The organism is Desulfococcus multivorans (assembly GCF_001854245.1).
GTDB lineage: Bacteria > Desulfobacterota > Desulfobacteria > Desulfobacterales > Desulfococcaceae > Desulfococcus > Desulfococcus multivorans.
This window is the reverse complement of record NZ_CP015381.1, coordinates 4,364,914-4,386,594: the sequence shown is the minus strand read 5'-3', so window position 1 is coordinate 4,386,594 and position 21,681 is coordinate 4,364,914. Positions and strand designations below refer to the sequence as shown.

Here is a 21,681-nt window from a genome sequence, read left to right as displayed (position 1 = left end):
CCTCATGGGTTGTCGGAAACGTTTCGTATGGCATCGATGATTCTCGCGGTAACGACGGTATTTTCCACATCGTGGACTCTAACGATGTGTGCGCCCCTCAGGATAGCGGCCGCCACGGTGGCCTGGGTGCCGGTTTCCACCCGAGGGTGGGCCGGATCGATATCCGGCTGATCGTTCTTTCTGAGGAGGCTGCGGATAAAAGATTTTCGGGAAGAGCCTACCAGGATCGGTACATCCAGGCGTTCAAAAGCGTTCAGACGGTTGATCAGGCAGAGGTTGTGGGACAGTGTCTTTCCGAATCCGATCCCCGGATCGGCGATGATGCGGTTTTGGGGAACACCGGCGGCTCGTGCCTTTGCAATGGCGTTTTCGAGAAACTCCCCGATTTCGCCGATCAGGTCGTCGTAATGCGGATGTGCCTGCATGGTTTTGGGCGTTCCCTTCATGTGCATCAGAATCAGGGGTGCGCCATACTGTGCCGCAACCTCGGCAATTTCCGGATCCAGGCGAAGACCGGAAATATCGTTGATGACGGCGGCTCCGGCTGCAATGGCCTGGCGGGCCACCGACGCCTTGGTGGTGTCGATGGAGATGGGGATATCGATGCGTTCGGAAAGCTTCTCGATGACCGGTACAACCCGTTTGATCTCTTCTTCAGGGGAAACAGGATCGGAAAAAGGCCGGGTGGACTCCCCGCCGATGTCGATGATATCGGCCCCTGAACGGGCCATCTGCTCCGCATGGGCCAAGGCGGTTTCAGTGTCGAAAAAACGCCCGCCGTCAGAGAAGGAATTTGGGGTAATGTTGAGAATTCCCATAATGCAGGTCCGCTCTCCCAATTCCATCTGACGGTTTTTCAGGGTTAACGTATAGTGTTTCATGAGATTCTTTCTATGGACGACTAATGCTTGCCGCGTCGCTCGGGATCATCGTTGCCGGAGTCGGACACATCGTCCGGAGTGTCCGACTTTTGTTTCAGGGTGTCGGATTCATCGGCAGAGGCGTCATCGGCATCGTCTTTGTTTTCCGGTGAAGGATGAAACGACGGGAGGCGGATGCCGGGGCGCATCGTCAGGATCAGGTCGTTCAGTTCAGATCCCATAACGGTTTCCTTTTCCAACAAAAGTTCCGCAAGCTTATGCAGAATGTCCATGTTTTCCTCGAGGACCTTACGTGCTTGTTGGTAGGCGCCGTTGATGAGGGCGGATACTTCACTGTCAATGAGCCGAGCCGTCTCTTCGGAGTAGTCTCGATGCTGGGCGATCTCCCGACCGAGGAAAACCTGCTCTTCTCCCTTGGCGTACGAGAGGGGGCCCAGTTTTTCGCTCATCCCCCAGGCCCGAATCATGTTCTGGGCTATTTCGGTGGCTTGTTTGATGTCATTGGAGGCTCCCGTGCTGATCCGCTTGAAGATAATTTCCTCCGCGGCCCGGCCGCCGAAGGCCACGGCCAATTCGCTTTCCAGCTGATCCTTGTATTTGAAGTCTTGTTCCTCCGGTAGAAACCACGTCACGCCCGCGGCCCGACCGCGGGGAATAATCGTAATTTTGTTCACGACGCTGGTATGGGGCATAAAGCGGGCTACGAGGGCGTGTCCGCCTTCATGGTAGGCCGTCACCTTTCGGTCTTCGTCCTTGATAACCTTGGATTTTCGCGCGAGCCCCATGTAGACCTTGTCCTTGGCTTCCTCGAAATCGACCATGGCGACCTTTTCCGCATCCCGTTTGGCAGCGTAAAGGGCTGCCTCGTTGACCAGGTTTTCCAGATCGGCCCCTGAAAATCCGGGCGTGCCCTTGGCGAGGGTCACGGGATCTACATCGTTTGCGATGAGGGTTTTTTTCATGTGTACTTTGAGTATCTTTTCCCGACCTCTGACATCCGGAAGGGAGACCACCACCTGACGGTCGAAACGCCCCGGTCGCATCAAAGCCGGATCCAGAACGTCGGGGCGGTTGGTGGCAGACACCAGAATGACGCCTTCATTGGACTCGAAACCGTCCATTTCCACCAGAAGCTGGTTAAGGGTCTGCTCCCGTTCATCATGGCCGCCGCCAAGACCGGCGCCGCGGTGTCGCCCTACGGCGTCAATCTCGTCGATGAAGATGATGCAGGGTGCATTTTTTTTGCCCTGGAGAAACAGGTCCCGAACGCGGGAGGCCCCTACACCCACGAACATCTCGACGAAGTCCGATCCACTGATACTGAAAAACGGTACGCCGGCCTCACCGGCAATGGCCCGTCCAAGAAGTGTTTTGCCTGTTCCCGGAGGTCCCATAAGCAGAACGCCTTTGGGGATCCGTCCACCCAGTCGAGTGAATTTTTTCGGATCCTTAAGGAATTCGACAATCTCTCCCAACTCCTCCTTGGCCTCGTCAATGCCGGCAACATCGTCGAAGGTTACCTTGGCCGACTGGTCCGTCATCAGGCGGGCACGGCTTTTCCCGAAGGACATCGCCTTTCCGCCTCCTGACTGCATCTGGCGCATGAAGAATATCCATACCCCGATCAGGATCATCATGGGAAACCAGGAAACGAGGACTGTCATGTACCAGGGAGATTCAGCCGGAGGCCTGGCCTTGATAACGACATCCTTGTTTTCCAGCCTGCGGATCAGGTCGTTGTCCTCGGGTGCGTAGACCTTGAAACGTTTTCGGTTTCTATCCGTGACGACGATTTCCTGTCCCTGTATGGTCACTTCCGAAACCTCGCCCGCATTAACCATTCCCAAAAATTCGGTGTAGCTGACGTTGGTTTCGGCCAGATTCTGTTGATTGAACAAGTTATAGAGCATGATCATCATCAGGGTGATGACCAGCCACAAAGCCAAATTTTTGTAAAACGGGTTCAAGGAAAAATCCCTCCTCAACGTAATTATGGGTACAATTGAACTATTCTAACCATCATTGCAAATTAGGCAAGCAAAAGTTGTACCTTAAGCAGGTTTTTGCTGGATGCGACGACTTTGGCCTTTTCGGCGATCCTGTGCCCCACGACCCAGATAATCTTTTCATCGCTCAACAACAGGGGACATTGCCGACGTAACGCGACGGGGATCTTGTTGTTGATGAAAAATGCTTTCAACTTCTGTGTTCCTGAAAATCCCAGCGGGGTGAACCGGTCACCGGGTCTGAAATTCCTGACGGTCAAAGGAAAATGGATCGCTGCCATGTCGAAAAATGCGGTATCTGGAGATGTCTTTCGCCAGCCGTCCACGTCTTCGACGGACGCCATTGAAAACTGCAACCGCCCACCGATCTCCGCGATCCGGAGTTCTGTCGGTTTCCGATGGGTTGGAACGTCGGCTACCTGATAGTCGTAATCCGGGGGCGATGATGACAGGGACATTCGCCGGAGCGGGACCGATTCACGGCAGATGCAAAGCGCTGCATCCGTCCGGGTTACCCTGATCCGATCCGGCAGGTGGATGGTCTTTGTCCGCACGGAAGAGACCGCCAGCATCTCCACCGACACCCGGTCGATATGCGCCAGCTCGATTCGCCGAAGATCACCTTTGATCCTCGAAATAGCCATGCGGATTATCCGCCGCCGGGGTGCCAATCCGATCCTGTCGAGCTCCGGCACGGAAAGGACGACGGAATCGACACTTCCCTTCAACCGACAACGCTCGAACATTTCCCGGACAAGGGGATCCAGCCATTCCTCTTCGGCCCTGAGGATGTCAGCCAGGCGATTCAGGGTGTGGGAAATCCTTGGATTGTAGTCCTTTTGAAGCATTGGGATCAACCGATGTCGGATGCGATTTCTCGTAAAGCGCACATCGGCGTTGGACCCATCGATGCGGTATCCAATCCCGTTTTTCGATAGAAAAGCGATGATTTGTCGTCGGCTGACATTTGACATCGGTCTTACATAACGACCGTCCCGGACGGGCGGTATCCCTGCGATGCCTGCGGGTCCGCTGCCTCGGAGAAGGTACATCATGACGAGTTCTGCATTGTCGTCGGCATGATGACCGAGTGCGATCTTGTTGTATCCATGGCTTACGGCAGTGTCCTCGAAGAATTCATACCGCGCACTGCGAGCCGCCTCTTCAGGTGAAAGTTTTCGGGTCCGCCGATAAGCCGCTACCTCCCGACGCGCGGAGTGGCAGGGTAGATGAAGTGCATCGGCGATCTCAGCCACGAATCGGGCGTCTCCGTCGGAAGCCCCGCCGCGGAGTCCGTGATTGAGGTGCGCCACGCCGATGGAGAATGACAATCGTTCAGCTATCCGGACCAGGACATGAAGAAGGGCGACGGAATCCGGACCACCTGAAACACCCACCAGAACAACATCTCCCGGCGTGAGCATATCATGCCGGACAATGGTTTTAACGACAGTTTGAATCAGGTTATGATCACAGGTGAAGGGCGATTTTTTCATGAACCGCAGTGGAAAAATTTTTATCCCATACCCCCACATAGCCGGAGCGAACCGCGACCTCGGAAATGTTGACATCCATTCTGGAGATGCGGGTTACGACAGGTTTTCCGTTGATGTTTCCTTCTATAGTTGTTGTCAACCCCTGCTTTTCGATGGATATCACCTCGATGTTCATCTCTTTCATGGCGGACAGGGAAGCCTGGACGGTTTGCTCATAGGCTGCCTGATATGAACGTTTCAGCTCTCCGTTGACGTAAGTGTAGGCCCCCGCGCCAACAACCGCGCCGGTAACAAAAAAGGCACAGCCGATGATGGTTTGACAGCTGATGAGCATCGAAATGACCATTTTCAAGGACTGCATGGCGTTGTGCTGTTTCACGGTTTTTACCTTTCTCTCATCCACCGCCGTTGCTTCTTCGATGCGGAGATCCGAAAGGTCTGTCCCTGTCGAATCGCTTCAGAACCTGGGGCGCACGATTCTCCCACCGTTCGGCATGTCAGGGGAACGCCGGTTTTGAGGTGCCCGGGCAGCCTTGGACGTTTTCTGATCAGGGCTGAAGAATGTCTGGGCATGGGGAGTGTATCCCTGTTTTTCGGTTTGGTACTATCTGTCTGTAAAAAATATACTTTTACGATGCGGTGAGAGCGGTGTCAACAGAAAAACCCCCATTCGGCGCTTTATAAAGGGTTGGATCCGGACGGCGGAGAGAAGAAAACATCTTTTCACTTGATTAACAAAATCATTTCGAGTATAAAAAGGTGGTTGTGCTAGGCGGGGAGCTAGCGGTGCCCTCTACCCGAAATCCGCTTTATGCGGGGCTGAATTCCCCCTCGAGGATCTTGTCCCCGATACGTGCCGCTTTGACCGGCCGCCGCGCAACAGACACTCACGAACCTTGTCAGGTCCGGAAGGAAGCAGCAATAAGTGATGGCGTCTGTGTCGCGGATCGATCCCGGTCAATCTGTGGCGTGTTGAAAGGAAAAGATTCGACCAGGGGGTGCACAACCGCTTTCAGCTCGCCGCTTCATTGAATCCCACCATCCCCTGAAACATTTTTTTCAAACATCCCAACTGTCGACTTTCATAGGCCGTATCCTACCGGCACCGCTATCCGGTCACCATCATGAAAGTCGACAGTTGAGTAAACATCATTTTGCGGAATCGCTTTCCTTGAAATCACACAGGAGCGAGGGTTGAACATCGCCGGTCTTGTGGTGGCTTTCGCAAGACGCGACCAAGTGCCGTTTAATCGATCGGTACGGATGTGAATTCAGGCGCATTCCCGGCATACCCGATGAATGGTCTGGGCATGCCACTTTCCTTTCCTGGAGAATGTCGGGATATTTTCCGATTCCAGATGGTCGGCGATCTTGCCGTAGGTAGCACCTTCTTCGCGCATCGTCAGAATGATGTCGAGAACGGCTTCTCTTGTTACGTTGTTGGTCGGCTTTTGTGCGTTGTCGTGTGCTGCTGCGGCCGACGCGGCATCGATGCCGGGGGGCTCGTTTCGTGAAACCGCAAGGGGAGAACCGCCCAGGAGGAGTTCCTGAAGCGCATTTGAGAGCCTTTCCATGGCGTTGGCTTTGCGTTCTTCCGCTGCGACCAGCCGTTCGCCTGCATTCGCCAGGCGCGATACGGCCTCTTTGATTTCGGGTAGGGCCTCTTCCAGCAAGAGGGACATCCTGTTGTCCTCAAAAGGTCTGTGGGGTTTTCTGAGATTGCCGTTATTTCTGTCGTTCTTGTACTGGGGATTGCCGCTGTAGGCCGAGTTCCCGTAGTTGCCGTTCCCGTATTGCCGGCGATTCGGCCTTTCATTACGGTCATTGCGATCGTAGCGTTTGTCCTTGCTGTTGGAGCGGAGGCTTTTCAAAAAATCATTCATTTTTCCTTCCTTTCCCTGGTATGTTGTCTCTTCTCTTCTCTTCTCTTCTCTTACCCTACCGATTTGGCGGGAATGTCCGGAATGCGGGGCGGCTATGCCATCCAAGGTATTTTTTCCGGAATCGCCTGTGATTCGGTTTCATTTGAGCGTTCAGGGTGGCCGGGAAAACGTGGCCGACGAAGCAGCGATTCGGCATGCCTTTCGGGCCCGATCTTCTGCCACGAGGTGTTTCTTCATGAAAGATGGTCGATTGCCCTATAGTGCGGGAGGTTATAAATTTCTCCTTTCAGGGAGCTGGAATACCAACCCTGGCGAGACGGAATTCTGGAATATAATTTAAAGTCATGGCCTTGTCAAAAAAATATTTAATTTTTACAAGAAAATCAAAAAGATGATCTCGCATCATTCTGTGTTTGTTTTTGTCTGTGGGTTTATTTTTCCGAGAAAGGCTTTCAAAAAAAGCCGTATATGGGCCTTAAGCGACTATCATCACCGCTGTTGAAAACGATCTCCTGCCGAATGCTTGACGGCATCACCCAACGCTCTTTGATTTCAATCCCTTGAGTGCACGACGGACGGCGGCAATGTGGAATTCTCCGGCATAATGGACGGGGCTGTGTCCATAGATCGGATCCCAAGCGGCCGGATCCGCGATACAGAAAAACTGAGCCTCCAGGCCGATGCGTGTCACGGCCGCCGATACATCGAGTCCGATAATCCGCCGGGCTGCCTGCCATGTCGCGCCACAAGGGGCGCCGCGGACAACCTTTATGTCTGCGATTTTTTCGCGGCAAATTTCGATGCTGTACTCGGGTAGACCAAAGTGTTCACCATAACGTCCCAGGCCGACCTGCCGGGTAAGACCGCATCAGGTGGGGGCGGTATAGACGCCCTTCAAGCCCCCTTTCTTGCCGGGAACCACTACCGGAATCCCCTGTGCTATGCATTTTTCCACAAGATCACAGGACAGATCCGGATGGTTGAGATAATTCAGGACCAGATCCGCGTAAAGGGTCTTCGGAAAGTAACGGTCCGTCTCGTCCAATATCGGGGGAAGGTCGTCGTCAATGGAGATCGTCTGAATTTTGAACTGCCCACCTCCATATAGTCTGATACCTCGAATTTTACCGGCACCGGAGGCATGCTGCTGAAATACGACAATTCGCTGCTGTTCATCACAGGCCATAGCCAGTATCCTTTCCCTTGCCGTCGGGGTTTCCCGTAGTCCTGAAATGGGCAAAAATTCAAGGCTGTTTTAGAGCGGACGGATCACGCATTTCGGGCGCCGGTTTACCGATGGCAGCACCGTTTTCCGTCGGATTGTATAGACGTTTTTAAAATTCAATCTCAACTTTCGACTTTCATGATGTTGACCGGATAGATACGGCTTATGAAAGTCGAAAGTTGAGTTCAATGTAGACCTCACCTCTGCCGATCGGTATCATAATGACGCGGAGATTGCAATTCCTCGCGGGCACCGGCCCTCCTCCGGCGGATGCGGTGTTTCAGACCCGGTCCGGACGGCGACCTCAGATTTTTCTTGCTAATTTTCAAGATATGGTTTTTTAGATGCCTATGATTGATGGATGGTTTCTGCTGATATATGCGGTTCTCGCAATTCCTGCGGCCGGGCATGCTCTTCTTTTCAAGAAGGACTCTCGCTCCGCTCTGGGGTGGTTTGTTATCTGTCTGACATTTCCTTTGGCCGGCCCTGTCTGTTATTTTTTTTTCGGGGTCAACCGCATCCGCTCTCGGGCGAGAAAGCTGGAGGTGAATTCGCCGTTCAAGATCGAGCATGAAATGCGGGACCAGCGGCAAATTATGGCATTTCAGATCCCCCCTCCTCTGGATGAGATTGTCCGGATGTCGGATGCCGTCAATCGGAGGCCCCTTATCGCCGGAAATATGATTACGCCTCTTGTGAACGGCGAGGAAACATATCCGAGTATGATTTCGGCGATTGAACAAGCTGAAAAATACATTTACCTGAGCACCTATATTTTTGAGACCCGTTCGACGGGACGGATCTTTGTCGACGCCTTGACTCATGCTCGGGAACGCGGGGTCGACGTCCGGGTAATCATCGACGGGGTGGGGGAGTGGTACAGTATTCCACGGGCGGGCAGGCTTCTCGCCAAGCGGGGGATTCGATTCGCCCGCTTCCTGCCGCCCAGGCTTTATCCTCCGACATTTCGAATCAATCTTCGTAATCATCGGAAGATTCTGGTCGTCGATGGAAAGGTTGCCTTTGTCGGCGGCATGAACATTCGCGACGGGCACCTGGTCAACAAGACGGAAAATCGACACCCGGTTATCGATCTCCATTTCCGGCTTACCGGTCCCATCGCCGGCCAGATCGAGCATGCCTTTCTTGAGGATTGGCGCTTTGCTACCGGTGAGCAACTTACTCCCGGCCCCGTTCATTCATTCAATACGGGCAATACGATCTGTCGCGTTGTTGTGGACGGTCCGAATATCCATATCGACCGGCTGGAAATGCTGCTGCTTTGCGCCGTCTCCTTCGCCCGCAAGTCCATCTCCATCATGACCCCGTATTTCCTGCCGTCGTCAGAGCTTATCGGCGCCCTGCAAGCCGCCGCTCTCAAAGGGGTGGCGGTTCGGATTCTGCTGCCTGAAAAAAACAACCTTCCCTTCGTTCACTGGGCTTCCATGAGGCTGATTCCCGATCTGCTGGAGCGGGGGGTTGGTATCTTTTTTCAACCCCCCCCATTTGTCCACACCAAGCTGATCATCATCGACCATCATTATGCTCAGATCGGTTCCGCCAATCTCGATACCCGGAGTCTTCGCCTCAATTTCGAGCTCATGGTTGAAATCTACGGTCGCAGCGTAGCTCAGGACTTGCTGCCGCATTTCGAACATCAACTCGAGAAGGCTCGGGAGATCACACTCGAGGAGATGGTGGCCAGGCCTCTTGCTCTCAAGCTTCGCGATTCGTTTTCCTGGCTGTTCACGCCTTACCTGTGATAGGCCTCGAATCTGACCGTGAGCATCAGATCCCCTCGTCGTCCGTCGGGCATCCGCTTGCCCATGCCGTCGAGCCTGAGAATATTTCCTTCCCGGGTGTTGGGAGGAACCGTAACGCGAATCATTTGGTTGTGAAACCCCCACGGAATGTTGACGACCTTTTGGGTACCCCGAAGCGCTTCGTGAGGGGTGATCAGAATGGTGCCGTAAAGGTTCTGGTCTTCCACGGGACCGGTGGGCCGAATGACCTGGAGGCGATGGGTGGTTTTCCGTTCAGCCAGTTGCCGGGTGAAATGGGTGACGCCGGTAGACGGAACTCTCCCCAATAGCCGCAGGAACAGGATGCCGAAGAGAAACCCCCCGATGTGTGCCCACCAGGCGATGTCCGTGGCGTTGCCGAAACTGCCCGCCGCATTGAGGAACTGAATCAGAAACCAGATGCCCATGAAGATGAAAGCCGGCAGTTCAAAGAAAAAAGGAATAATGATGATAGGAACCAGGGTCAGGACACGGGATCGGGGATAGAGAATCAGGTAGGCTCCCATGACGCCGGCAATGGCGCCGCTGGCACCGACGACCGGGACGTTCGAATGGATGTTGAGGAGCATGTGAGAAAGGCCCGACGATATGCCGCAGAGGAGATAGAAGGCCAAATACCGGTAAGGGCCCAGATGATCTTCCACGTTGTCGCCGAAGATATAGAGAAACCACATGTTTCCCAGGATGTGAAGAAAGCCGCCGTGAAGAAACATGAAAGAGAAGAATGAGAAGATCTGCTGCCCGAAGCTGAAGTATGAGGCGATCTCAGGAACGGAATAACGGGCGGGGACCAAACCATAATAATAAATGAAGCGGGCCATGTCGCCGCCCTGAAAAAGCTCGGTCAGAAATACGAACACGTTGACCCCGATGATGGCATAATTGACCATCGGAACGGTTCTTGACGGGTTGATATCTCGAATGGGAATCATCGATCACTCCTCTTCGCTGTTTTTTCGTTCGCTTCCCGGTTACAACCTGTTTTTTCTTGCGATCGCATGGAGTTTTGTCCGGATCGTTCTGAGCAGAGACTCCCGTTCGAATTCCATGGGCCCGCGTCTGGCCGCGGAAATCCCTTGACGAACGGTGTTCATTCGACCGTTTATTTCGTCATTCCATTCCGCCGGAAAGAGCTCCTCGACCGGGCGGAAAACGCTTTCCACGCGACGAGGCACATCCATTGCGATCGCCTCCAGTCGGTGGACGATGACGGCAGGTTTGCAGGTCAGCATCCCAGGCAGAATATCCGCGAGAATGCTGTAAGGGTTTATTCGCGCCAGAGCGATCGCGGCCAGGACCCGGGCATGAAATCCCCTGTGCTCCCCCGGCACGGTGACGACGCCGAGTTCGCGTTGGATCAGAACGTTCCAGGGGGCGAGGAGTTCCCGGCTTTTCGATTCGTATTGTTTGGCAAGGGATTGAATTGCCGCCATCGTTTCCGCCGTGCAGCCGGCTACGGCCGATTCCAGTGTGGTCAGGACCGGGAGGGAAATGCCTTCCGCGGCGGTCGTGATCTTTCGTTCGATCACTTCCGACATCCGGGTCTTCAGGGCTGTGAGGTCGACGTTCAGACGGGACAGTTGCTTCGCCGCTTCAATACGGATTTCTGTTTCCAGGATGCCGATCTCGGTCTCGATGCGTCTGCATTCCGTCGCGGACTTCCGCCGCGCGCTCATTTCCGCATCACAACGGGTTCGGGCCAGGAACGCCTGGTGACGGATCACCGGTTCGGCACGAACGGCAAAAGTGAACCGTCGGTCGTGGGCCGCCACCGACCACGACGAGCTCTCGTCGCTGTCTTGTCGGGACCACCCGGCGCCGGGGAGCAATGATCTGATCCGACGCCCCGTCAGTGCCGGACTATCGAGAAACGCTCGTTCGGCCGATGAAAGCACTCTATCCAAGGGCAGAAAGAAAATGTCGTCGCAACCGGGAAGAATGCGATAGCGGGTGGCGACGGTTGCACGGTTCACGGGACCAATGCCGGGGGTGTCTACCAGGATCAGGCCCGTCGGCGCGGATGTATCCAGGAAAATTCTGACCCGAGCGGTGGTCTCGGCGAGGCGTTCTCGTGCTTCAAGGGTTGATCCCGACACATGACGCATTACATCCGCCGGTGTCGGATCGGCGATGATAACGGCAGGGCCTTCGCATACCTGCAAACCGGTCATCCCCCCTGATTTCATTCCGTTTCCCGTCATGGGGAAATTTGAACGTTCGACATAGGGGATGATCTCCATACGCCTGTCAGGACTGTTGTGGATCTCTACGGGGACGGCGGTGCCGCCCGTCATGGGGAGAATGTCTTCCGAAAGCACTTTTCGGTTGATGAAAGTCGACTTTCCGGAAGCCGCTTCGCCGACGACAGCGATACGGCTGATGCCGCCCAGCAAAAGTTCCTTTTCGACCTTCGCCCGGGCTTCGATGTCGAAGAACCTGGCGGCTCGAACGAGCGTGATCAGGACATTTAAACGGTGCGCTATTGCGTCTCGACCTTGCCGTTCGGGGAGCATTACCGATCTCTGGGGATGACGCGGACCCAAGCTCCTCTCAAATCGATTTTGGCGGTGCATCTGTTTGTATCGCCCCCGCTCTGATCAAGTCTTCGGTCTATTGTTTCATCAGTTCGCCGTCGCCGATATGCCATTTGGTCTCCTGAAGCCTTTGCAAAGGACAGGGCGGGGTTGCCGTCCGGATCGGACGGCGCTTTTCCGCTGCGGAAGCATCTGGGGAATGTTTTCGATCCTGGATTTTAATTGAGATCCAGCGCCTTGATCTTCTCCATATTGACTTCGAGTTTCTGTCGTTTTTCCATCAGACCGCGATGCTTCTCCCGAACCTTTTCCACTACGTCCTCGGGGGCTTTGGCCAGGAAATCCTCGTTGTTGAGTTTTTTCGAGATTCCGGTCAACGCTTTGTCGATCTTGGCCATCTCCTTTTCCAGGCGCATGGTTTCCATATCGATATCAAGGATCCCCTCCAGGGAAACGAAGACGGCGGCATTTTCCAGAACGGCCGTCGCCGCCGATTTCGGTCGTTCCCCCGGCGTCGAGACCATGAGGGATTTGAGGCGGGCCAAGTCCTTGATAATCCCGCTTTGCGCCTCAATGGTCGTACGCACCGCGTCATCCGGCGAGTGGATGATGACCTCCAAGGCGGCGGACGGCTGAATATTCATCTCTCCCCGAATATTGCGGACACCGGTGATGATGTCCATGACCGTATTCATTTTGATCTCGGCTTCGGGTGCTGAAACAATAACCGCGGTGTCGGGATTATCCAGGGGGAAGGCGGCCCGCATGATGGATCCCTTGGTGCCCGGCAACTTGTTCCAGATCTCTTCAGTGACGAAGGGGATGAACGGATGGAGCAGGATGAGCGTTTCCCTGAGAACCCGCCACAGGACGCTTCGTGCCGCATCTCTTGCCGCATCGCCCATATTGCCGTAAAGGGCCGGTTTGACGGCCTCGAGGTACCAGTCGCAGAATTCGTGCCAGACGAACTGATAGAGGGTGTTGGCGGCTTCGTTGAAATGGTAGCCGGAAAGTGCTTCCTCGACCGTCCGGATGACCCGGTTCAACCGCGACAAGATCCACTGATCCGCCAGGGAGATACGGTCTGTGGGGATGTCGGGGTATGCCTTGTCCAGGTGCATCAGGGAAAATCGGGTGGCATTCCAGAGTTTGTTGATAAAATTTCGGTAACCTTCGACCCGTTTTTCGGACATCTTCACATCTCTTCCCTGAGCGGCGAAAGCGGCTAAGGTAAAGCGGAAGGCATCAGTCCCGTATTTTTCGACGACGTTCAAAGGGTCGATGACATTACCCTTGGACTTGCTCATTTTCTGGCCGTTTTCATCCCGGACAAGGGCATGAACGTAGACATCGCGGAACGGGACGTCGTTCATGAAATGGATTCCCATCATCATCATGCGGGCGACCCAGAAAAACAGGATATCGAATCCGGTAATAAGCACCGACGTGGGGTAGAAGGTTTCCAGGAGGGGTGTTTTTTCCGGCCATCCCATGGTCGAGAAGGGCCACAGCGCCGAGCTGAACCACGTGTCAAGGACGTCCGTCTCCTGAACAAGATCGGCGCTCCCGCATTCGGTGCATGCCGAAGGTGCCGTCATGGCCACCATCAGATTTCCGCAGGCCTCGCAGGTCCAGGCCGGAATCTGATGGCCCCACCAGATCTGGCGGGAGATGCACCAATCCCGGATGTTCTCAAGCCATTCAAAATAGGTTTTTTCCCATATGTCTGGAATGATGCGCGTCTTTCCCGTTTTGACGGCGGCCATGGCTTTGTCCGCCAGAGGCTTGGCTTTGACGAACCATTGCTTGGAGAGATTGGGCTCGATGGCCGTGTGACACCGGTAGCAATGTCCCACACTGTGGACAAGCGGTGTGATTTTTTCGAGCAGGCCCTGGGCACGCAAATCCTCGATCACGGCTTTCCGGCACGCGAACCGATCCATGCCCTCATATTTCCCTGCGTCGCTCGTCATGCGGCCGTCGTCGCCAATGACCTTGACGGCAGGCAGGTTGTGGCGCCGACCGATCTCGAAGTCATTGGGATCATGAGCCGGCGTAACCTTGAGCGCGCCGGTTCCGAATGCCGTATCCACATAACTGTCTCGAATGATCGGAATGGAGCGGTTCAGCAGAGGAAGGATCACGGCTTCCTCTGGAAGGTTCAAATACCGCTCGTCCTCGGGATTGACGGCAACGGCCGTATCACCCAGCATGGTTTCAGGTCGGGTCGTTGCCACGGTGACGGCGCCCGACCCGTCGGGAAATGGATATCGGATGTAGTAGAGATGGGCGTTCACTTCCTCGTGTTCCACCTCCAGGTCGGCCAGGGCAGTACGGCATCTGGGGCACCAGTTGATGATATAATTGCCCTGGTAGATCAGGCCTTCGTCGTAAAGCTGGACGAACACCTTCCGGACCGCTTTGGACAGACCGTCATCCATGGTAAACCGCTCTCGCTCCCAATCGCAGGATGCACCCAGCCGCTTGAGTTGGTGGATGATGGCCCCGCCGTATTCCTTGCGCCATTCCCATACCCGTTCTATGAACTTCTCCCGACCCAACTGATGGCGGTCCAAACCGCCCGCGGCAAGATGTCGTTCCACCACGTTCTGAGTGGCGATGCCGGCGTGGTCGGTACCGGGCATCCAGAGCACGTTGTCGCCGCGGAGCCGCCGGTAACGGCAGAGAATGTCTTGAAGCGCATTGTTCAGGGCATGTCCCATGTGAAGAACGCCGGTGACGTTGGGCGGGGGGATGACGATAGCATAACTCCTTTTATCGCTCCGCTCTTCGGCGGCGAACAGTCTTTCTTTTTCCCAAAAATCATACCAGCGTTTTTCCACGTCATGGGGCTCATACCCCTTGTCAAGCAGATCGATGCTCATGAACTTCCACTCCTCAATCGATTGAAATCCGGCTGTTGTTACCCGTCCGCCCATATGGTGTTAGCCATACAATAAAACAGCGGACCGCAGTGACCGAAAAAGGATAACGGGTCCTCTTTGAGGGTCCGGTTTCTTCCTGGTCTGCGGTCCTGGCGTTGTTTGATCGGGTCATTATGGGTCTGGGCGTTTTATTCCGGGGCGGCTTTACCGCGTTTCGTCATCCCGGAATCCGACGGGCCGGCCCAGTTCTTCCATAAAAACCTTTCGAATTTGTTGCATTTCATGCGCAACGGCTTTTTCTATAACCTTCTCTAAAATCGCCTCAATCTTTTCGACAAAGACCCGCTCCATAATGTGTTGAATCACGGCTTCCAACTGAGCTGTCGAAACATCCAGGTAGGCAACGTCTTCCTCAGTTGTTTTGCCGACGTCGTCATTCCGGGAAAACGGGGTCATCTTCACGACCGGAGAACGGAGGGGGGGAGAATTGTCCGAAGTCCGGTAATCGACCTCTCGAAGAGCCTGGAACGGTGCTGCGGCGTCGCGAAGGCCCGAGGTTTTTATGGGCTCAGGTCCGGAATGCATTTCCGGCTCGGGAAGGGGTCGTCCGTGGCTCTCCTCTTCCCCGTCGTGGAAGGTGTTTGAAAAGACAGGTGAATCTTCGTCGCCGTCTTGAAACCTCAATCCAGCCGTCTCTTTTTGCCGCGGACGGTCCGTCCTCACCTGAACGGTTCTGGAAATGGACTGGCGGCCTTGGCCGTAACGTTCGTCCGGTTCTGAATCAATAAAGGTACCCCTCTCCCGAAACATCATCTCTTTTTCTTCTCCGGCGGGTCGGGGTTCAGGTGGGGCGACGGAATGCTTCGATTTCCCGGTGTGCCTGCCCCTGACCATCGTTCCCGCTTTCAAATCGATGGCATCGAGGTCTCCGCCGGGGGCCATGATCCTCTTTGCTTCGAAGCTGTTGTGATCGAACGGCGGTGTTGTTTCCGTTCCAGACGATGCATCCCGGCCTTCAACAAGCGGCGCAACGCTGTCCAGGTTTCCTCCCGGAACGATCAGTGTCGACCGCTTTCTCTCGGCGGACCCCCCGTGGTCATCGTCTTCTGGTTTCATGCTGTTTTCTCTGCCTGTAGGTTTACGCGTAGGCGCCTTTTTCTGTATTCTATAATTCTGAAATTTCAGAAAATTAACACATGGCCAATATCGTGTCAAGCATCCGGAGACGGATTTGGGAACCCACCGGGTCCGGGGGATTCCGAAGGTCTATAATTTAACGGTGATGTAATACCCTCGATCACCGCGCTGCAAGAGGATGACCACCGATCCTTTGTTCCGGTATTTGATAACGGCCCGCTCGAAGTCCTGGGTGTTTTCGACCTTCATCTCATCTATCTGACGAATAATGTCGCCTGTCTGGACCCCGATTTCGGCGAGATAGGAATCCGACCGTACCGTGGTGATGACCGCTCCGTTGTTTCGGTCCTGTGGAGAAAGAGCATTCTTGACCTTGACTCCCAGAAGGCGGTACCCCAGTTCAGACGCCTTGTCGAGGGGAAATATGTCGGCCTTGACTGTTTTTTTCAACATGCCGCCGTTTCGCCACAGAACGATTTGAATCTTTTCCCCTGCGGTAATTCCTCTCATTGCTGCGTTGAATTCCCCTGCCGATTGGATCTTGATATTACGCAGTGAAAGGATGATGTCGCCCTCCCGAACACCTTCGGCGTGGGCTGGACTGTCGGGCTCCACCTGCTTGACCAGGACTCCGCCTTGAACGGACAGATTGAAATATCGGGCCATCTGCTCCGTGATTCCCTGAACGGTGACCCCGATCCATGTTTGAGGAACTTCTCCGTAAGCAATGAGGTCCGCAACGACCCTTGAGGCCTTGTTGATGGGGATGGCAAACCCGATACCCTGGGCTTTGGCATAAATGGCGGTGTTGATGCCGATCAGCACGCCGTTGATATTCAGTAAGGGACCGCCGCTGTTACCGGGATTGATGGATGCATCCGTCTGAATAAAATCGTGGTAGACCGCGTTGTCGGCCCGGATGTTCCGGTTCAGCGCGCTGACGACCCCAGTGGTCACGGTGTGGGAGAAGCCGAATGGATTGCCGATGGCGATGACGTCTTCGCCGATCATCAGATCGCTTGAATCCCCCATATCGACAGCCGGCAACGGCGCTTTGGAGTCGATTCTGAGGACCGCCAGATCTGAATCCGGGTCCGCGCCCACGATGGTTGCTTCGAATTCCCGTTCATCTTTCAGCGTGACGGTGATCCTGCCTGCCTGAAAGATGACGTGGGCGTTGGTGAGAATGAAGCCTCGTCGACCGTCGATGATGACGCCGGAGCCGAGACTGTTGCGTTGATACTGACGTCTCGGGTTGGACTCAAAGAAATCCTTGAAAAACCAATCGAATAGAGGATCCATCCCATTGAATGGGGGGCGTCGGTCCCTGGCAGGGCGCTCCGAACTGATGTTGACCACTGCCGGGCTGACTTTTCGAACGGCTTTGACAACGGCGTTTTCCCGCTTGAATTCGGCGGCGGGAGCTTGCAGGGCGGATATGGCCGTGATGACGAGCGCGATCCCCGTCAGGAGCATAATCGCGGCTTTGTGGTGGATTATTTTCATTGAAGGTTTGTATTTTTTTCTGAAGATGGTTAATATAATTTTTTTGTTTTGCATCGAACGAAAGTTATTTAACATGAACACTGGTGACATTCAAGATATCTTGCCGTTGGTCTCCCAGCCCAGTCGATACCTGGGATCCGAGATCAACATCGTTAAAAAAGACCTCAACAGGGTCGCCCTCAAGGTGGCACTGGCCTACCCCGATCTTTACGAGGTCGGAACATCTCATTTCGGCCTGCAGATTCTATATGACATCCTCAACCGACGCGATGATATCGCCGCCGAGCGGGTTTTTACCCCCGCGGTGGACATGGCGGCGCGGCTCCGAGAGACCGGCCGGCCCCTCTCGACGCTGGAATCCGGTGTCCCTTTGGGGCGTTTCGATATCGTCGGGATCAGCCTCCTTTATGAACTCAACTACACCAATGTTTTGACCCTGCTCGACCTTTCGGACATCCCGCTTTATGCCCGGGAACGGAATGCCGATCATCCTTTGATTATCGCCGGCGGTCCCTGTACCGTAAATCCTGAACCCGTGGCCGATTTTTTTGATGCCATGGTCGTGGGAGACGGCGAGACCGTGCTTCTCGAGATGGCGGATCTATGGTTGGCGTGGCGATCCGGTGGTGACGGTCGACGCGAGACGCTTTTGAAGTCATGGTCCCGGCTCACGGGCGTTTACATTCCCGGCTTTTTCGAGGCGAGATACGATGACCGCGGGATCCAGATCCTTATTCCCCGGTTTCGTGAATACGCGACGGTTCGCCGGGCCGTCCTTCCCGACCTCGATCAGGCCCCGTTTCCCAGGGCGCCGATAATTCCCTACGGCAGGCCGATCCATGACCGCGTCCGCCTCGAGGTGGCACGGGGATGCACCCGGGGGTGTCGTTTCTGCCAGGCGGGAATGATTTATCGTCCGGTCCGGGAGCGTTCCCCCGAAACCTTGATGACCTTGCTGGACGATGCCATCGCCGCCACGGGGTATGAAGATGTATCGCTTCTTTCTCTCAGCACGGGGGACTACGGTTGCATCGCTCCGCTTCTTGCCCGCTTGATGAAACAGTATTCCGGAGAACACGTGGCCGTTTCTCTCCCCTCTCTGCGGGCCGGGACGCTGACACAGGAGTTGATGGAACAGATCAAAAAGGTCAGAAAAACCGGATTTACCATCGCCCCGGAGGCCGGCAGTCAACGCTTACGGAACGTTATCAATAAGAACGTCAGCCGTGAGGATATTCTGCGCACGGTGGCCGATGCTTTCGGAGCGGGGTGGCAGGTCATCAAGCTCTATTTCATGGTCGGCCTTCCCACCGAAACCAACGCGGACCTGGACGCCATCGTCGACCTGGTGAAGGATCTTCGACGGCCGGGGGGGGGCAGGGGACGAAAAGGAAAGATCAACGTCAGTGTGGGAACCTTCATTCCAAAATCCCATACCCCCTTTCAGTGGTGTGGTCAGGTCCCCATCGGCGCCTCTCGGGAAAAAATCGAATCTTTAAAGGCACGACTCAATCTGCCGGGCGTCCAGGTCAAGTGGCAGGACCCCGAAGTCAGTTACCTGGAAGGGGTGTTCGCCCGTGGAGACCGACGGCTTTCAACGCTGTTGGTCGCTGCCTATCGGGGTGGCTGCCGCTTTGACGGATGGGGGGACCAGTTCCGGTTCGATATCTGGCGTCAGGCTTTCGAATCGACAGGCGTCGACCCCGAGTTCTATACCACCCGGACCAGAGATCCTGAGGCACCCCTGCCGTGGGATCATATCGATGTGGGCGTCAGTCGCGAATTTTTTCGCTCGGAATGGGCCGCGGCCCTCGCCGCCGAAACCATCGGAGACTGCCGCAGCGGGGTGTGCAACCACTGCGGTGTCTGCGACTTCGACACCCTTGAACCTCGGATATATGGTCCGGAGTCCATGAGCCCGGACGTTGTCGACATTGCGCCGACCTCCCGGGGGGTTCCGGATTACAAAACCCTCCAGATCCATTATACCAAGCTCGGGTCGGGTCGATACTTCGGCCATCTGGAGATGGTGAACATTTTTACACGTGCTATTCGAAGAGCGGGTATTCCCGTTAAGTATTCCCAGGGGTACCATCCGATGCCCCGCATCTCCTTTCAAGATCCTCTGCCCATCGGCATGGAAAGCGAAGAAGAGGTTTTCTACCTCACCGTCAACGGTGAGGTCCGACCGACGGAGATCCCGGCGCGCCTGAACGCGTGCCTGCCCGAAGGGCTCGATGTTACGAACTGTCAACTGGCGCCTTCCAAGTCGGCACGCAGGACGCCTTCGGCTGCACACTACCGGATTCATCATGAGCAGTCGGTTTTTATGCCGCCTCGCCTGGACGCTTTCGCCGTTGCATCCAGTCACATTCTGATGCGGACCAACCCGAAAGGGCGGCAGACCCAAATCGAACTGAAGGACGTGGTGCTGGATATTCATCAGCGTTCTCTCCGCGAACTGGAGATGACCTTGAATCTCATTCCGGGCAGTATCGTCAGGCCTGTTGAGATCCTGCAGGCCATCTTCGATCTTCCCGAGGAAATCGTAAAACAGGTGACGGTCAGGAAAATGGCGATCGTCCCGGGAATGACCTCATGGACAAAAAATTAATCGTCAATGTGAGCGATCATGAAACGCGGGTGGCTCTTCTCGAGGACGGCACCATCGCCGAGATTTTTGTCGAACGGAAGGATGAATCGGATATCGCGGGAAACATCTATAAAGGAAAGGTTCAGCGGGTTTTGCCGGGCATGCAGGCGGCATTTGTGGATATCGGCTTGAGCCAGGCGGCCTTTATCTATGTGGACGACGTCATCGATGAAAACAGTTCGGAATTCGAAAAAATTTTCGCCGATGACATCGAGGAGGGCGGGGATGTCGACCTCGTGAGCGATCTTCATGCGGTGAGCCAAAAACCGAATCATATCGAAGATGTCCTGACGGAAGGCCAGGAGATCATGGTTCAGGTGGCAAAATCGTCCATCGGCACCAAAGGGGCCCGGGTGACCTCCCACATCTCCTTGCCCGGCCGTTTCCTGGTTTTGATGCCGACCTCGAGCCATGTGGGGATTTCCCGGCGAATCGAGGATGAGGTCGAGCGGAATCGTTTGAAGCGCCTGATGTTGTCTCTTCGGGAAGGAGATGACGGTTATATCGTCCGCACCGCCGCCGAAGGGGTTTTGGAGGAGAAGTTCGCCTATGAAATGAATTTCCTCAAGAACCTCTGGAGCAATATTCAGGCCAAATACAAAGCGGCTTCGGCACCGTGTCTGCTTCATCAGGAATTGACGGTCAGCCTGCGAGCCGTCCGGGACCTTCTGACCCATGAGGCGGGGGAGGTGGTGGTGGACTCCAGGGCCACTTACGACGCCATCGTTTCCTTCCTGGAAACATTTATGCCTCGCCTTAAAGGCCATGTGGAGTTTTATGACGGTCAGGAGCCTATTTTCGATGCCTTCAACCTGGAAGGGGACATCACCCGAGCCCTCAAAAAGAAAGTCTGGCTCAAATCGGGAGGCTACATCGTTATCGAGCACACAGAGGCGCTGGTGGCCATCGATGTCAACACAGGTCGATACGTCGGCAAGCACAATCTGGAGGAAACCATCCTCAAGACCAATCTCGAAGCCGTCAAGGAGATTGCCTACCAGGTCAGGTTGCGGGACATCGGCGGCATCATTATCATCGATTTTATCGACATGGCCAAAAAATCGAATCAGGAAAAAGTGTTCAATGCACTGAAAGATGCGCTTAAAAAAGATCGGAGCAAGACGCATATCCTTCCCATGTCGGACATGGGCCTGATCCAGATGACCCGGAAGCGTGTCCGGAAACCCTTGAATCGCCTCTTGTGCGAACCCTGTTTTTACTGCGAGGGCGAAGGATATCTGATGTCGGGGCGATCGATATGCTACAATATTTATCGGGAAGTGATGCGGGATGTCCGGGACATGACGGGCGGCCTCCTGACGATCCGCGTGAATCCGGATATCGCCGAATTGCTCCACGGAGAGGAGAATCACATTATTATTGCCCTGGAACGGGCGACCGGCAGGCAGATTGTCGTTTATCCCAATCAGGACTATCATTTGGAGGAATTCGATATTTTCGAAACGGTGCAGGCATGACGCAAGGATGACGAGCATCCTTCCGACCTATGATATGGGAATTCAACTTTAGACTTCCATGATGGTGACCGACACCGTCCTATGTAGAGTCGAAGGTTGAGTTGGGAATTTAATCTTGACGCTTTTGAATGATTGTGTTTAAATATTTAGGTTAAACTGATTGGATCGGGCAAATTCAGGCACAAAAGTTTTTTC

The 21,681-nt window shown here is 54.8% G+C and carries 14 protein-coding genes and 1 other RNA gene; 4 read left to right on the top strand and 11 right to left on the bottom strand.

Going from position 1 to position 21,681, the window contains the following annotated elements; genetic code table 11:
- Positions 1 to 2: 2 nt before the first annotated feature.
- The 4 genes from folP to dmul_RS19220 all read right to left on the bottom strand — a co-directional run bounded on the left by folP (position 3) and on the right by dmul_RS19220 (position 4,762).
- Positions 3 to 881 carry a dihydropteroate synthase gene (folP, locus tag dmul_RS19235; RefSeq protein WP_020878344.1) on the bottom strand — a complete coding sequence of 293 codons (879 nt, stop codon included), beginning with the start codon at positions 879 to 881 and terminating at the stop codon, positions 3 to 5.
- A 20-nt stretch (positions 882 to 901) separates the two neighbouring features.
- Positions 902 to 2,848: an ATP-dependent zinc metalloprotease FtsH gene (ftsH, locus tag dmul_RS19230; RefSeq protein ID WP_020878345.1), complete on the bottom strand. Its 1,947-nt coding sequence runs from the start codon at positions 2,846 to 2,848 to the stop codon at positions 902 to 904.
- A 62-nt stretch (positions 2,849 to 2,910) separates the two neighbouring features.
- Positions 2,911 to 4,383: a tRNA lysidine(34) synthetase TilS gene (tilS, locus tag dmul_RS19225; RefSeq protein WP_020878346.1), complete on the bottom strand. Its 1,473-nt coding sequence runs from the start codon at positions 4,381 to 4,383 to the stop codon at positions 2,911 to 2,913.
- Positions 4,358 to 4,762 carry a DUF3568 family protein gene (locus dmul_RS19220; RefSeq protein WP_144016537.1) on the bottom strand — a complete coding sequence of 135 codons (405 nt, stop codon included), beginning with the start codon at positions 4,760 to 4,762 and terminating at the stop codon, positions 4,358 to 4,360. Before dmul_RS19220 ends, tilS begins: the two co-directional genes overlap by 26 nt.
- 384 nt (positions 4,763 to 5,146) lie before the next feature.
- On the opposite strand from dmul_RS19220, the gene ffs reads away from it, so the two are divergent.
- Positions 5,147 to 5,389: signal recognition particle sRNA large type (gene ffs / locus dmul_RS19215), an RNA gene on the top strand.
- Positions 5,390 to 5,654: 265 nt separating this feature from the next.
- On the opposite strand, the gene dmul_RS19210 is transcribed toward ffs, so the two are convergent.
- Positions 5,655 to 6,266 (bottom strand): hypothetical protein, encoded by a 612-nt coding sequence (locus dmul_RS19210; protein ID WP_020878348.1) that lies wholly within the window; start codon positions 6,264 to 6,266, stop codon positions 5,655 to 5,657.
- A gap of 532 nt (positions 6,267 to 6,798) precedes the next feature.
- A complete protein-coding gene (dfsP, locus tag dmul_RS19200; RefSeq protein ID WP_267461781.1) occupies positions 6,799 to 7,452 on the bottom strand; it encodes a DUF166 family (seleno)protein DfsP in 654 nt (217 codons plus the stop codon).
- 383 nt (positions 7,453 to 7,835) lie between these two features.
- Between dfsP and cls the strand changes: the two genes are divergently transcribed.
- Positions 7,836 to 9,254, top strand: a complete 1,419-nt coding sequence (gene cls / locus dmul_RS19195) for a cardiolipin synthase (protein ID WP_040416486.1) — start codon at positions 7,836 to 7,838, stop codon at positions 9,252 to 9,254.
- On the opposite strand, the gene dmul_RS19190 is transcribed toward cls, so the two are convergent.
- From dmul_RS19190 to dmul_RS19170, 5 genes are all read right to left on the bottom strand, one after another.
- A complete protein-coding gene (locus tag dmul_RS19190; RefSeq protein ID WP_020878351.1) occupies positions 9,245 to 10,225 on the bottom strand; it encodes a rhomboid family intramembrane serine protease in 981 nt (326 codons plus the stop codon). The genes cls and dmul_RS19190 overlap by 10 nt on opposite strands.
- A gap of 39 nt (positions 10,226 to 10,264) precedes the next feature.
- A complete protein-coding gene (locus dmul_RS19185) occupies positions 10,265 to 11,806 on the bottom strand; it encodes a dynamin family protein (RefSeq protein ID WP_020878352.1) in 1,542 nt (513 codons plus the stop codon).
- Positions 11,807 to 12,045: 239 nt separating this feature from the next.
- The gene (locus dmul_RS19180; protein WP_020878353.1) at positions 12,046 to 14,712 is read right to left on the bottom strand and encodes a valine--tRNA ligase; all 2,667 of its coding nucleotides are present in this window, start codon (positions 14,710 to 14,712) and stop codon (positions 12,046 to 12,048) included.
- A gap of 204 nt (positions 14,713 to 14,916) precedes the next feature.
- Complete coding sequence (locus tag dmul_RS19175) at positions 14,917 to 15,828, bottom strand: hypothetical protein (protein WP_020878354.1); 912 nt, start codon at positions 15,826 to 15,828, stop codon at positions 14,917 to 14,919.
- A 150-nt stretch (positions 15,829 to 15,978) separates the two neighbouring features.
- The gene (locus dmul_RS19170; RefSeq protein ID WP_020878355.1) at positions 15,979 to 17,355 is read right to left on the bottom strand and encodes a Do family serine endopeptidase; all 1,377 of its coding nucleotides are present in this window, start codon (positions 17,353 to 17,355) and stop codon (positions 15,979 to 15,981) included.
- Positions 17,356 to 17,428: 73 nt separating this feature from the next.
- On the opposite strand from dmul_RS19170, the gene dmul_RS19165 reads away from it, so the two are divergent.
- Together dmul_RS19165 and dmul_RS19160 are read left to right on the top strand one after the other, a co-directional pair.
- Positions 17,429 to 19,969 (top strand): TIGR03960 family B12-binding radical SAM protein, encoded by a 2,541-nt coding sequence (locus dmul_RS19165; RefSeq protein ID WP_070962473.1) that lies wholly within the window; start codon positions 17,429 to 17,431, stop codon positions 19,967 to 19,969.
- Positions 19,954 to 21,486: an Rne/Rng family ribonuclease gene (locus dmul_RS19160; protein ID WP_020878357.1), complete on the top strand. Its 1,533-nt coding sequence runs from the start codon at positions 19,954 to 19,956 to the stop codon at positions 21,484 to 21,486. Before dmul_RS19165 ends, dmul_RS19160 begins: the two co-directional genes overlap by 16 nt.
- Positions 21,487 to 21,681: the final 195 nt, after the last annotated feature.